This is a genomic window from Pseudomonas sp. FW305-28 (genome assembly GCF_017351395.1).
Taxonomy (GTDB): domain Bacteria; phylum Pseudomonadota; class Gammaproteobacteria; order Pseudomonadales; family Pseudomonadaceae; genus Aquipseudomonas; species Aquipseudomonas fluorescens_AA.
Genome location: NZ_JACNDD010000013.1, coordinates 21,353 through 34,020, shown reverse-complemented (window position 1 = coordinate 34,020; position 12,668 = coordinate 21,353). Strand labels below are relative to the sequence as shown.

Below are 12,668 nucleotides of genomic sequence, written 5' to 3'. Positions count from 1 at the left end.
CGCCTCTCAGACAGTGATCGCATTAGTAAACACCAACCGATTCCCAAACGGATCGACCACCGTCATGTCCTGGCTCCCCCAGGGCATGGCCTGGATCTGGGGGTGGGCGTAGCGATACGCCTTGTCCTGCAATTGCTGTTGGAACGCTTCCAGCTCATCGGTCTCGATCCGCAGGGCCGAGCCCGGCGTGCAATCGCCATGGTGCTCGCTCAGGTGCAACACGCAATCGCCACGGGAGACCTGCAAGTACAACGGGAAGTTGTCACCGAAGCGATGTTGCCAGTCGACGGTAAAGCCCAGGAAGTCGACATAAAACGCCAACGCCTTGGTTTCATCGAAGATCCGCAGGATCGGGGTGGTTTTACCGAAGCTCATGGGTTGCTCCCTGGCTGAAAAGACCCAGTTTAGATGGGTTGACCCCAATGCTTCGGCCTTGGGCCCGGCTTCTTTAGTGTCGCAGTGCCATTATTGTGACGCCAATTTACACAATATCAGCCGCTTACACGCCATTCGCGGGACCAAACCCCCGGCGCAAGTCGCCTTCCCGCGCCAGGAATCGCCCCTCCCGGCGCCCGTTTGCCTGCCCATCGCGGTAGCTCAAGACACCATTGACCCACACGCCATCAATCCCTTCGGCAGCCCGTTGCGGCTGGTTGAAATCGGCCACGTCGCGAATGGTGTGTGGGTTGAACAGCACCAGGTCCGCCCAATGGCCTTCAGCGATTTCACCTCGGCCCTTCAAGCCGAAGCGCGCCGCCGACAGACCGGTCATCTTGTGCACGGCGGTGTGCAACGCAAACAGCCCGACGTCACGACTGAAATGGCCCAGCACTCGTGGGAATGCGCCCCACAAGCGCGGATGAGGAAACGGGTCTTCGGGCAATCCGTCGGAGCCGACCATGGACAGCGGATGGGCGAGGATTCGACGGACGTCGCCTTCGTCCATGCCGTAGTACACCGCACCGGCCGGTTGCAGGCGCCGCGCCGCTTCCAACAGCGACACCGCCCATTCGCGGGCGATGTCGGTCAGGTCGCGTCCGCCCATTGACGGGTGCGGTGTCGACCAGGTGATGGTGATGCGATGGGCATCGGTCACTTGCTTGAGATCCAGGGTCGAGGAGCTGGCCGCGTAGGGATAGCAGTCGCAACCGACCGGATGGGTTTTCGCCGCGTGCTCCAACGCCGCGAGTACCTGCGGGCTTCGCCCCCAATTACCGGCCCCGGCACACTTGAGGTGGGAAATGATCACCGGGCTCTGCGCATGACGACCGATCTGGAACGCCTCGTCCATGGCCTCGAGCACCGGCTCGAATTCGCTGCGCAGGTGGGTGGTGTAGACCGCGCCGAATGCACTCAACTCCTCGGTCAGTTGCATGACTTCGTCGGTGGACGCCGAAAATGCGTTGGCGTAGGCCAGGCCGGTGGACAAACCCAGTGCACCGGCCTCCAGGCTTTCGCGCAATTGCCGACGCATGGCAGCGATTTCGCCCACCGAGGCAGTGCGCAACAAATCATCCATGTGATTGCTGCGCAACGCCGTGTGCCCGACCAATGCGGCCACGTTGACCGCCGGTTTGGCCGCCTCTACCGCCCCCCGATAATCCCCGAAGCGTGGGTAGGCGAAGGCCTGGGCCGTGCCGAGCAGGTTCATCGGGTCCGGCGGATCGCCCCGCAGGCTCACCGGCGAAGCGCTGATGCCGCAGTTGCCGACGATCACCGTGGTCACGCCCTGGCTGAGCTTGGGCAGCATCTGCGGTTGGCGAATCACCACCGTGTCGTCGTGGGTGTGCACATCGATGAACCCCGGCGCCAGCACACGGCCGGCGGCGTCGATGTCTTCCAGGGCCCGGGCATCTCCCAGCTCGCCGATGCGTTCGATGCGACCGGCGCGAATGCCGACGTCGGCGTGGTAACCGGGGCTGTCGCTGCCGTCGATGACCAGCGCATTGCGAATAAGCGTGTCGTACAGCATGTCAGTCTCCCAGCGGCAAGTGATCGTCGCCGCCGCGGTAATCGTCCAGGGCGAGTTTGACCCGCCGCAGGCGCTCTTGATTGTCTTCAGGATGGGCCAGCGCCAGCTCGGTGGCGAGCACGTCGATGGCCAGCAGCATGCCGTAGCGCGCCGCCGTGGGTTTGTAGATGAACGAGGTTTCGGCACCTTGCAGAGGCAGCACGCAGTCGGCCAGTTGGGCCAGTGGCGAGTCGGCGCGGGTGACGGCCAGGATCGCCGCGCCGTAGCTGCGGGCCAATTCAACGGCACTCAACAGCTCCGGCGTGATACCGGTCAGTGAACAGGCGATGACCAGATGCTGGTCGCTCAGCGAAGTGGCGGTGATGCGCATCATCACCGGGTCGCGACAGGCGGCAATCGGGTAGCCGAAACGCACCAGCCGCACCTGCAATTCCTCGCCGCACAGTGCCGACCAGCCACCGAGACCGAACGCATGAATCATCCGTGCCTTGCCGATCATCCGCACGGCATCGCCGAACCGTGACTCTTCGAATGCTGACAGATGCTGGCGCAGAGTCGCTTCGATATCGCCGACGATCTGTCCATAAAATGCCGATTGCTCCGGCGCGCCGGCGGGGTCGAGGAAACGGCTGCCGACACCGCTGGCCTGGGCCAGCTGCAGGCGCAAATCCCGCAGGTCGCGGCAACCGACGGTACGGGCGAAGCGCGACAGGGTAGCGCTGCTGACTTCCGCCCGTTGGGCCAGTTCATCGAGGCTGGCGGAGGCGGCAAAGCCGACGTCTTCGAGCATCAGTCGGGCGATTCTTCCTTCGCCGGCGCTGAAGGAGTCCTGGCGGGAACGGATCTGGTAGAGGATGTCCATGGCGGCTCCTGTTGGGGTGCGTTGCGCTCAAAGCAAGCGCGAAAGCCCGAGGGTCAAGGCGAACGCGACCACGGAAATCAGCGTTTCGAGCACCGTCCAGGTCTTGAAGGTTTGCGTGACGGTCATATTGAAGTATTCCTTGATCAGCCAGAAGCCGCCGTCGTTGACGTGGGAAAAGATAACCGACCCGGCGCCAGTCGCCAGCACCAGCAGTTCGGGGTGGGGATAACCCAGGCCAATCGCCACGGGTGCGACGATGCCCGAGGCCGTGGTCATCGCCACCGTGGCCGATCCGGTGGCAACGCGCATCAGTGCGGCGAACAACCAACCCATGACCAGCGGCGACAACTGGAACTCCTGGGCCAGGCCGACAATCTGTTGCGTGACCCCGGCGTCCACCAGGATCCGGTTCAAACCACCGCCAGCGCCCACCAGCAAGGTGATGCTGGCGGTCGGTGCCAGGCATTCGTTGGTGAACTTGAGGATCGATTCGCGGTTGAAGCCCTGGGCCAGGCCGAGGGTCCAGAAACTGAGAATGGTCGCCAGCAACAAGGCGATCACCGAGTTGCCGATGAACAGCAGGAACTGGTTGAAACCGCTGCCCGGGGTGGAGATCAGGTTGGCCCAGCCGCCGATCAACATCAGGATCACCGGCAGCAGAATGGTCCCCAGGGTCACGCCGAAACCCGGCAGCCTGGCACGCGGCTCACGGTCGAGGAATTGTCGCTCCAGCGGGTTCTCGGCCGGTAGCTGGATGCGCGGCACGATGAATTTGGCGTACAGCGGGCCAGCAATGATCGCGGTGGGAATGCCAATCAGGATCGCGTACAGCAAGGTCTGGCCCACCGAGGCCTGGAACGCCTGCACCGCCAGCATCGCCGCCGGATGGGGCGGCACCAGCGCATGGACCACCGAAAGCCCGGCGACCATCGGCAGCCCCACCATCAGGATCGACACACCCACCCGCCGGGCGATGGTGAAGGCGATGGGCACCAGCAGCACAAAGCCGACTTCGAAGAACAACGGCAAGCCCACCAGGAAGGCAATGCACACCATCGCCCAGTGGGCGTTACGCTCGCCGAAGCGTGCGATCAGCGTCTGCGCCATCCGCTCCGCCCCACCGGACTCGGCCATCATCTTGCCGAGCATCGTGCCCAAGGCCACCACCAGCGCAATGTGCCCCAGCGTCTTGCCGACACCTGCCTCGTACGCCCCCACCACACCCGACGGCGGCATCCCGGCCTGCAACGCCAGGCCAATGGAGACCAGGGTAATCACGATGAACGGATTGAGCCGATAACGGGCGATCAGAACGATCAGCGCAATGATGGCGATGGCCGCATAGACCAGTAGCCAATAACCGAAAGCAGGTGCCATGCGTTACTCCTCGAATGGGGTCACGTCGATGTGTTGTGAAACTCATAAATCATTTCGACGATGAATCTTCAAACCCACTGAAAGTAATTTTCGCCCACAAGCAAGAAATGTCGCTGACGGACATCACGATGCAGCCGCTATGAAAATCCGGCGCCGGACTTTCATACAGAACCATTCTCTTGTGCTGAGGGGATTTATCCCCTCAGCACAGACGGCTGGCCGCCCCGCGCTCAATTCCGTACCATCCGCACCTGTTTTTGCACCACTCCCCGGCAGCCGACGCTCCACCGGCGCCCAGTCAGGTAAATCATGAAATCAGCCCGTCTTCGCGCCGACACCCTCGCCGGCCTCACCACCTCTTTCGCCTTGCTCCCCGAGTGCATCGCCTTCGCCCTGGTGGCCCACCTCAACCCGCTGATGGGGTTGTACGGTGCCTTCATCCTCTGCACCCTCACTGCCCTGTTCGGCGGACGGCCCGGGATGGTTTCGGGCGCGGCGGGGTCGATGGCCGTGGTGATCGTCGCGCTGGTGGTGCAACACGGCGTGCAGTACCTGTTGGCGACCGTGCTGCTGGGCGGGCTGATCATGATGGCGTTCGGGTTGTTGCGCCTGGGCAAGCTGGTGCGCATGGTGCCGCACCCGGTGATGCTCGGCTTCGTCAACGGCCTGGCGATCGTCATTGCCCTGGCCCAGCTGGAACACTTCAAGAATGGCGAGGCCTGGCTGAGCGGCCCCCCGCTGTACCTGATGGCCGGCCTGGTGGCGCTGACCATGGCCATCGTCTACCTGCTGCCGCGCCTGACCCGCAGCGTGCCGCCGGCGCTGGTGGCCATCCTCGGTGTTGGCCTGGCGGTCGACCTGCTCGGCCTGCCGACCCGAACGCTGGGCGACATGGCCCACATCGCCGGCGGCTTGCCGACCTTTGCCCTGCCGGACATTCCCTGGAACCTGGAGACCCTGCAGATCGTCGCACCCTATGCGGTCATCATGGCGATGGTCGGTTTGCTGGAAACCTTGCTGACCTTGAACCTGACCGATGAAATCACCGAGAGCCGCGGCTATCCGGACCGTGAGTGCGTGGCGTTGGGCGCGGCCAACATGGCCTCCGGCTTGCTCGGCGGCATGGGCGGTTGCGCCATGATCGGCCAGACGATGATCAACCTCAGCTCGGGCGGACGCGGACGGTTGTCGGGCGTGGTGGCCGGGGTGATGGTGTTGCTGTTCGTGTTGTTCCTGTCGCCGCTGATCGAGCGCATCCCGCTGGCGGCACTGGTGGGCGTGATGTTCGTGGTGTCCCAGCAGACATTCGCCTGGGCCTCGTTGCGGGTAGTCAACAAAGTGCCGGCCAACGATGTGCTGGTCATCATCGCGGTGACGGTGATCACGGTGTTCACCGACCTGGCCGTGGCCGTGCTCTGCGGGATTATCATCGCGGCGCTCAACTTCGCCTGGCAACAAGCCCGGGAACTGTACGCCGACACCCACGAGGAAGCGGACGGCAGCAAGCTTTATCGCTTGCACGGCACGTTGTTCTTCGCCTCGTCGACGCCGTTCCTCAACCAGTTCGACCCGGCCAACGACCCGGCCCTGGTGACCCTCGATTGCCGTCACTTGCGCTTCGTCGACTACTCGGCCGTCGCCGCACTCAAGACCCTGCGCGAGCGCTACAGCAAAGCGGGCAAGCACCTGCGGGTGTTTCACCTGTCCGAGCGTTGCAAACAAATGCTCAAGCGTGCGGGCGTGCAGCACGATTGAAGCAACACCCAACAAAAACCTGTGGGAGCGAGCTTGCTCGCGATAGCGGTGGGTCAGCCAGCTTCAGTACTGACTGACCCGGCGCCATCGCGAGCAAGCTCGCTCCCACAAGGTGCTTACTCTGCTGGCACTACCGATGTCACTCACACCATCTCATCGAGAATCCACTCCACCACCGACGTCCGCTTCGGCGTCCAGCCCAGCAGTTCACGGGCGTTCGTGCCTCTCACACGGCTGTTGGAGCCCAGGCCATAGTTGGCCATTTCGTAGCCCCATTCGGCCTCGGCTTCGGCCAGCGGCCAATCTTGCGGCTCGCCCAGCTTCAGCGCCCGGGCCATGGCTGTGGTCATGTCGATGAACGAGGCCTCGCCGCTTTCAACGAAATAGAACGTGCCGGGTACGTTACGGGTCAGGGCCAGTTTGTACAGCTCGACCACGTCTTCGATGTGCACGTTGGACCAGATGTTCTGCCCCGGTCCCACATGCCGCACCACCCCACTTTTACGCGCCTGCTTGAGCAGCCGTGGCAACTGCACACTGTCACGCTTGACCCCCAGGCTGTGGCCGTAGATCAAGGTGTTGCAGATCACCGCCGAGTTCACGCCTTGCTGGGCGGCGTCCAGGACAAGATTGTCGATGGCGACACGGGCCGCTTTGTCGACAGTGGGTGGCGGCAGATGGCCTTCCCGGTAGATGTCATCGCTGTGACGACCACCGGACGCATCGCCGACAATGCTCGAACCGCTGGTGTGCAGCAGCACTTTGTTCGAGCCTTCGAGCCCCTTGATCAGGGCTTCGACCGCACCCCGATGATCGCTGCTGGCGGCGTTGATCACGGCGTCGGCGGCACGGGCCTGCTCGGTGAGCAGCGCGCTGTCCTCGAGGGTGCCAATGACCGGCTCGATGCCCAGCGCAGTGAGTTCGCTCGCCTGTTCGGCACTGCGCACCAGACCGCGAACCTGATGCCCGGCGCGTACCAGGCCGGTGGCGATGGAACCGCCGATAAAACCGGCAGCGCCGGTGATGAATACGTTCATGGATAACTCCTTGGCAACCTGAGTGATGGGACGAGTATCGAGGACTGGTCCTTGCCGAAACAGTCCACATTGCCCAAATCACTCTTGCCTTGAAGTCACGAATCAGCCCTTGAAATCCCGCGCGGCGTAGTCGGCGAGTTTGCCCTGGATGAAGTCCAGGAAGCACTGGATCCGCAGGGCCAGTTGCGAGTTGCGGTAGTACACCGCATTGATCGGCTGGCGGTATCCGCTGTTGGCATCGGCCAGCAGCACCTTCAGCCGACCGGCCTGGATGTCTTCGCGGGTCATGAAGTCTGACAGGCAGGCGATGCCCTGCCCTTGCAACGCCAGGTGCCGCACGGTCTCGCCGCTGGACGCGCTGATGGCGGGCTGGATCGGCCAGCGATCACCGTGCGGGTGGCGCAGCGGCCATTGATTGAGCCCCTCGTTCTGGGCAAAACCCAGCAACGCATGCTCCGCCAGTTCGGCGACGCTGGTGGGTGTGCCGTGCCGCTTCAAATAGGCCGGGCTGGCGAGGATGTGCAACGGGCTGCAGCCCAGGGCGCGGGCGTGGAGCGTCGAATCGGTGAGGGTGCCGATGCGGATGGCGATGTCGGTGCTTTGCTCCAGCAGGTCGATGATCAGGTCGTTGCTGTTGAGTTCGAGTTGGATGTCCGGGTAAAGCCGGCGGAACTCTTCAATGTGCGGGACGATGGCGTGCAGCATGAACGGCGAGGCCGCGTTGATCCGCAAGCGTCCTGCGGGATTTTTCTGGCGGGACGACAGGCGCTCTTCCAGTTCATCCATCTGGTCGAGGATGCCTTTGGCTTGTTCGAAGAAATACTTGCCTTCCTCGGTCAGGTCCATGCGCCGCGTGGTGCGGTTGATCAGCGTGGTGTCGAGCTTGGCCTCCAGCCGCGACAGCGTGCGGCTGACCGCCGATGGCGTCTGCCCGACCTGTTCGGCGGCGGCGGAGATCGATCCGCACTCGATCACGCAGACGAAAATCTGCAACTCGTCGGATCTGGCTTTCACGGGTGTCCTCTCATGACATGCAACTCAATGTGACAGGGCTTGCCACAGATGCATGATTGCCTGCAGGTAGGTCCCGATAGTAGCCGGATTACCGCGAAAGGCCGAACACTTCGATCAAATGCCGCTCATACCGCGCCACATCCTCTTCGATGTTCGGACGCTTCATCACGTCCACGCACAGGAAGGTCGGCAGGCCGGTCATGCCGAGGAACTGATTGGCTTTGTGGAACGGGAAGTACACCGCGTCCACGCCCTTGGCTTCGAAGAAGTCGGTCGGGTCGTCGAAGGCTTGCTGCGGGGCGTTCCAGGTCAGGGACAACATGTACTGCTTGCCTTGGATCAGGCCGCCGCTGCCATATTTCTGCGAGGCATCGGAACGGGTCCGACCGTCGCTGGCATAGAGGCTGCCGTGGCCTTCGGTGAAGACTTCGTCGATGTATTTCTTCACGGTCCACGGTGCGCCCATCCACCAGCCTGGCATCTGGTAAATGATCACGTCGGCCCAGAGGAACTTGGCGACTTCCTCCTGGACGTCGTAGCCGCCGTCGATAAAGGTGGTTTTCACATCGAAACCGCCACGGTCCAACACACTGAGCGCCGCGTCGTGGAGGGTGGTGTTGTAGCGACCGTCGGAGTGGGCGAATTGTTTGCCGCCGTTGAGCAACAGGACTTTTTTCATGGGGAGCCTCATCGGGTTCCACGGCGTGGGCCGTTGGAGGGCCGCTGCATGGAAAGGTTGAAAACGATGGCGGCAGAGTACCGACGAGCTTCACGCGGAATAAGCACCACAACGGCAAAACTGATTTGACCTATACGCAAGAATGGAAGGCCGATTGTTGCCGTAAGCTCCGACACCTCTTTTACTTCAGGAGCCATCTCGATGAGCGAACTGCACGGTTTCATCCTGCATGCCAAGACCCGCCCGGAAAAAGCCGAAGCCTTCGAAGCGCTGTTTCGCGCCTACGTCGAGCCAAGCCGTGCCGAGCCCGGTTGCATCGAATACCACATGCTGCGGGACCAGCAGGATCCAACGCTGTTTATCTTCTATGAGATCTGGGCCTCCCAGGCGCACCTGGAGGTGCACTCGAACCTGCCGCACATGCGGCAATTCTTCGAGCAACGCATGGACTATCTGGAGCGCGACTTCGACATCCGCCGCGTCGACATGCTCAGCCCGTCCTCGGCTAGCCGCTGATCAGCAAATGGCCGCCGAGCACGCCGAGGCCGATGAAAAATGCCCGTTTGAACAACACGGCGCTGATCCGCTGGCGCAACCATTGCCCCAGCCACATCCCCAGCAGCGCCGGTGCCAGCGCCAGTAACGAAGCGCTCAATTCGCCGCCGCCCAGTTCGCCGCGCCACAACAGGCCGGCGGCCAGGGCCAGAGTAGAAACGGTGAAAGACAGGCCCAGGGCTTGCACCAATTCATCCTTGCTCAAGCCCAGCGCTTGCAGATAGGGCACCGCCGGAATGACGAACACACCGGTGGCGGAGGTGATGAGGCCGGTCAGCAGCCCACAAAGCGGAGCGATCCACGATTCGGCATCGGGACCGACCCGCAGCGTCGGCAGCAACAGCCCGCTCAACGCATACAGCAACAACGCCCCGCCCAAGGCCCGCACCACCCAAGCCCCGCCCGTCATACCGATCCACAGCGTACCGAGCCCGGTGCCCATGAAAATCGCCAGCAACAGCGGCCACAGGCGCCGGATCAGGGCTTGCAGATGACCGCCAAACGCCAGTTGCCAGAGATTGGTCAGGGTCGCCGGGATAATCAGCAACGCCGCAGCCTGCGCCGGAGCCATAGCCAGCCCGAGCAAACCCATGGAGATGGTCGGCAGCCCCAGGCCGATCACACCCTTGATGGTGCCGGCCAGCAGGAAGGTGGCGATGACCAGCAGGGACAGGGCCAGGCCGAGATTTTGATAGAAAGCGATGAGTGTGTTCATGGGCGTATCGTGCACCCCGGGACTTGGCTTGAAAATCTGCCATATACTGAGGGTGCCTCTCTTGTGGCAAGAGGCTGTTCATTCGCTGATGCTGCCGACGCTATCGCGAGCAAGCTCGCTCCCACAGGGGGATTGCATTTCAAACTGTGGGAGCGAGCCTGCTCGCGACGGCGACATACCAGACACCAGACAAACCCGGCACAGGATCACCCGCCCATGCACTTCGACCTCACCGACCTGCGCCTCTACCTGAACATCCTCGACACCGGCAACATCACCGCCGGTGCGGCCCGCAGCCATTTGTCCCTGGCCGCGGCCAGTGCGCGGGTCCGGGCCATGGAAGCCTCCCTGGGCATCGACCTGCTTGAGCGCGGACGGCGTGGCGTAGCCCCAACGCCGGCTGGCAGGGCCCTGGCCGAGCACGCCCGAGTCCTGTTGCAACAGGCCGAACGCCTGCAACAGGACCTGGCCGAATACGCCAAGGGCGTCAAAGGCCGGGTGCGATTGTTGTGCAACACCAGCGCCATGACCGAGTACCTGCCCGAACTGCTGGCCGGTTTTCTCAAGACCCATCCCAACCTCGACATCGACCTGCAGGAATTACCCAGCTCACGGATCACCCATGCGCTGCGCCAGGGCGCGGCGGACCTGGGGATCGTTTCCGACGCGGTGGACACCCACGGCCTTCAGGCCTGGCCGTTTCGCGACGATCCACTGGTCTTGATCCTACCGACCGGGCACCCACTGGCTGACGGTCGAGCCGTGCGTTTCAGCGAGACCCTCAGCCACGACTATGTCGGCCTGAACGCCTCCAGTGCCCTGGCGATTCACCTGGAAGAACAGGCCCTGCACATCGGCTCGCGCATGCAAATCCGCATTCGCGCCGATGGTTTCGACGGCATGATTCGCATGGTGGCCCATGGTGCAGGCATTGCCATCGTGCCGAAGGCGGCCATCGACCGGCGCCCGCCCGAGCCTTCGTATCACTGCGTCCCGCTGCAAGAGGCCTGGACCCACCGGGCGCTGCTGCTGTGCGCCCGCCACTTCGACGGTTTGCCGGCCTACGCCACGGCCCTGGCTCGACATCTGGCCGATTGATGCGCGCTTCTGGATAGCTCGATGTCGACCACAGGCATCTATCCGCCCAGGCCACGCGTTAGGGTGCCTGTTCTCTTCCGCCCCTTTCGGAGTTCACATGACCGCCCCCATCACCGTCCTGCGCGACACCCATCCGCTGCCCGTACTCGATGCCTGCAAATGGGAAAAACTCGAAGGCGACCCGCACACCGTCAACCTCAACGCCTACACCAGCGAAGACGGCAGCAAGATCATGGGCACCTGGATCTGCACACCCGGCAAATGGTATGTGGAATACGTGAAGTGGGAGTACTGCCATTTCCAGGAAGGCTACTGCATCATCACCCCAGAGGGCCTGGAGCCGATCCATCTGCGCGCCGGTGACATCTTCGTCATCGAGCCAGGCATGAAAGGCACGTGGGAAGTGGTCGAGACCGTGCGCAAATACTTCGTCTTCGCCTGACGAACGCGCTTGACCGATACGCTGTGCTCAAAGGCGCGCCTGGAGCACAGCGCAGCATGACCGCCCGCTATGCCGTCACGTCGACGGTGCTGATTTTACCGCTGCGATACGCCTCGAATATCTGATGCAGGCTCGATCGGGCCTCCCCTTTCGCAGTGAAAATGCCGCCACACCCCCGATTGGCCGCCGCATAACTTTCATCCTCCATCAATATCTGGTGCGCCTGCTTCAGGTTCCAGAACGGCACGCCGGCAAACAGGTGGTGCGTCAGATGATAGTTATCGCCATGCATACCGATAAACAATCGCTCGACCGGCGTGGGGAAACGATTGCGCGTCAACTGCACCTCATCCTGGTACACCCCGAACATGCCGAAGTGCTCGGAAATCTCGGAGAGCCAGCCAATCACCTGGAACACCGTGAAGTAAGGAACCAACCAGAACAGGACATAAGCCCACGGGCCGACAAAGTAATTGAAGAGCAACAACATGGCGCCATGAACCGCCAGAAGCTTCAAGCCCTGTAACGGATTGGCCAGGATGTCCCCCGCCCGGTTCTTGACCAGATAAAGGAAGTACTTGTAGGTGTTGACCAGCGTCACGCTCCTGAACAAATGACGGAACAGGAAGTCCAGACGGTCCTGAGCCTCGTACAAACCCGACTCGATGTAGAAACGATGATCGGGATCCTTCAGCTTGTCGCCCAGATGGTGGTGGTGCATCTGCACATGGGATCGACGATAGGCTTCATAGTCCTGGAAGATGGGGTAGGCCAACAAATACTCACCGACCCATTTGTTAAGCGCCTTGCTTTGAGCCAACGTCATATGCGCCGCTTCGTGCAAAAGCGAGGCAAGTGCCCGCTGCCGAGAGCCAATGAATAACAATGCCAGCGGATAAAGCGCGTTATAGCGATTGGCTAGAAATATCGCCGAGACAATGATCAGAAGATCCGCACCCAGGGCAACCAGCCAGTGCCAATTGTCTTTTTTGTACAAAGGCCGCAGACGCAGCCTGAGTGCAGCAGAAGGATTAAACCTGTTCACATCGTTCATCGGAATTCCCTTTCGTAACTCGAAGTGATGAATACAGGCGCGAAACGCCTGCGCAACCTTGATTACTTCCCCGGACAAAACAATTAATGCAGTACCACTGCCGCAGAC

13 protein-coding genes are annotated in these 12,668 nt (G+C 62.1%); 4 read left to right on the top strand and 9 right to left on the bottom strand.

Going from position 1 to position 12,668, the window contains the following annotated elements:
- Positions 1-6 precede the first annotated feature (6 nt).
- From J4E53_RS05250 to J4E53_RS05235, 4 genes are all read right to left on the bottom strand, one after another.
- Complete coding sequence (locus J4E53_RS05250; RefSeq protein ID WP_060739274.1) at positions 7-375, bottom strand: glyoxalase superfamily protein; 369 nt, start codon at positions 373-375, stop codon at positions 7-9.
- Positions 376-499: 124 nt separating this feature from the next.
- Positions 500-1,972, bottom strand: a complete 1,473-nt coding sequence (locus tag J4E53_RS05245) for an amidohydrolase family protein (protein ID WP_103308595.1) — start codon at positions 1,970-1,972, stop codon at positions 500-502.
- A gap of 1 nt (position 1,973) precedes the next feature.
- A complete protein-coding gene (locus J4E53_RS05240) occupies positions 1,974-2,834 on the bottom strand; it encodes a MurR/RpiR family transcriptional regulator (protein WP_072411014.1) in 861 nt (286 codons plus the stop codon).
- A 27-nt stretch (positions 2,835-2,861) separates the two neighbouring features.
- Complete coding sequence (locus J4E53_RS05235; protein WP_103308596.1) at positions 2,862-4,211, bottom strand: gluconate:H+ symporter; 1,350 nt, start codon at positions 4,209-4,211, stop codon at positions 2,862-2,864.
- Positions 4,212-4,520: 309 nt separating this feature from the next.
- Here J4E53_RS05235 and J4E53_RS05230 point away from each other — a divergent pair, with 309 nt between their 5' ends.
- The gene (locus tag J4E53_RS05230; protein WP_060739278.1) at positions 4,521-5,966 is read left to right on the top strand and encodes a SulP family inorganic anion transporter; all 1,446 of its coding nucleotides are present in this window, start codon (positions 4,521-4,523) and stop codon (positions 5,964-5,966) included.
- Positions 5,967-6,109: 143 nt separating this feature from the next.
- On the opposite strand, the gene J4E53_RS05225 is transcribed toward J4E53_RS05230, so the two are convergent.
- From J4E53_RS05225 to J4E53_RS05215, 3 genes are all read right to left on the bottom strand, one after another.
- Positions 6,110-7,003 (bottom strand): NAD-dependent epimerase/dehydratase family protein, encoded by an 894-nt coding sequence (locus tag J4E53_RS05225; protein ID WP_060739279.1) that lies wholly within the window; start codon positions 7,001-7,003, stop codon positions 6,110-6,112.
- 102 nt (positions 7,004-7,105) lie between these two features.
- Positions 7,106-8,017 (bottom strand): LysR family transcriptional regulator, encoded by a 912-nt coding sequence (locus tag J4E53_RS05220; protein WP_060739280.1) that lies wholly within the window; start codon positions 8,015-8,017, stop codon positions 7,106-7,108.
- An 88-nt stretch (positions 8,018-8,105) separates the two neighbouring features.
- A complete protein-coding gene (locus tag J4E53_RS05215) occupies positions 8,106-8,696 on the bottom strand; it encodes an NAD(P)H-dependent oxidoreductase (protein ID WP_103308754.1) in 591 nt (196 codons plus the stop codon).
- Between the two features lie 201 nt (positions 8,697-8,897).
- Here J4E53_RS05215 and J4E53_RS05210 point away from each other — a divergent pair, with 201 nt between their 5' ends.
- Positions 8,898-9,212 carry a putative quinol monooxygenase gene (locus J4E53_RS05210; protein ID WP_060739282.1) on the top strand — a complete coding sequence of 105 codons (315 nt, stop codon included), beginning with the start codon at positions 8,898-8,900 and terminating at the stop codon, positions 9,210-9,212.
- Here J4E53_RS05210 and J4E53_RS05205 read toward each other — a convergent pair.
- Positions 9,202-9,966 (bottom strand): sulfite exporter TauE/SafE family protein, encoded by a 765-nt coding sequence (locus tag J4E53_RS05205; protein WP_103308755.1) that lies wholly within the window; start codon positions 9,964-9,966, stop codon positions 9,202-9,204. The genes J4E53_RS05210 and J4E53_RS05205 overlap by 11 nt on opposite strands.
- 216 nt (positions 9,967-10,182) lie before the next feature.
- On the opposite strand from J4E53_RS05205, the gene J4E53_RS05200 reads away from it, so the two are divergent.
- A complete protein-coding gene (locus tag J4E53_RS05200) occupies positions 10,183-11,064 on the top strand; it encodes a LysR substrate-binding domain-containing protein (protein ID WP_103308756.1) in 882 nt (293 codons plus the stop codon).
- A gap of 97 nt (positions 11,065-11,161) precedes the next feature.
- Positions 11,162-11,506, top strand: coding sequence for a cupin domain-containing protein (locus J4E53_RS05195; RefSeq protein WP_060739285.1), 345 nt, complete (start codon positions 11,162-11,164; stop codon positions 11,504-11,506).
- Between the two features lie 67 nt (positions 11,507-11,573).
- On the opposite strand, the gene gntB is transcribed toward J4E53_RS05195, so the two are convergent.
- Positions 11,574-12,560: a guanitoxin biosynthesis L-arginine gamma (S) hydroxylase gene (gntB, locus tag J4E53_RS05190; protein WP_103308757.1), complete on the bottom strand. Its 987-nt coding sequence runs from the start codon at positions 12,558-12,560 to the stop codon at positions 11,574-11,576.
- Between the last annotated feature and the right edge of the window lie 108 nt (positions 12,561-12,668).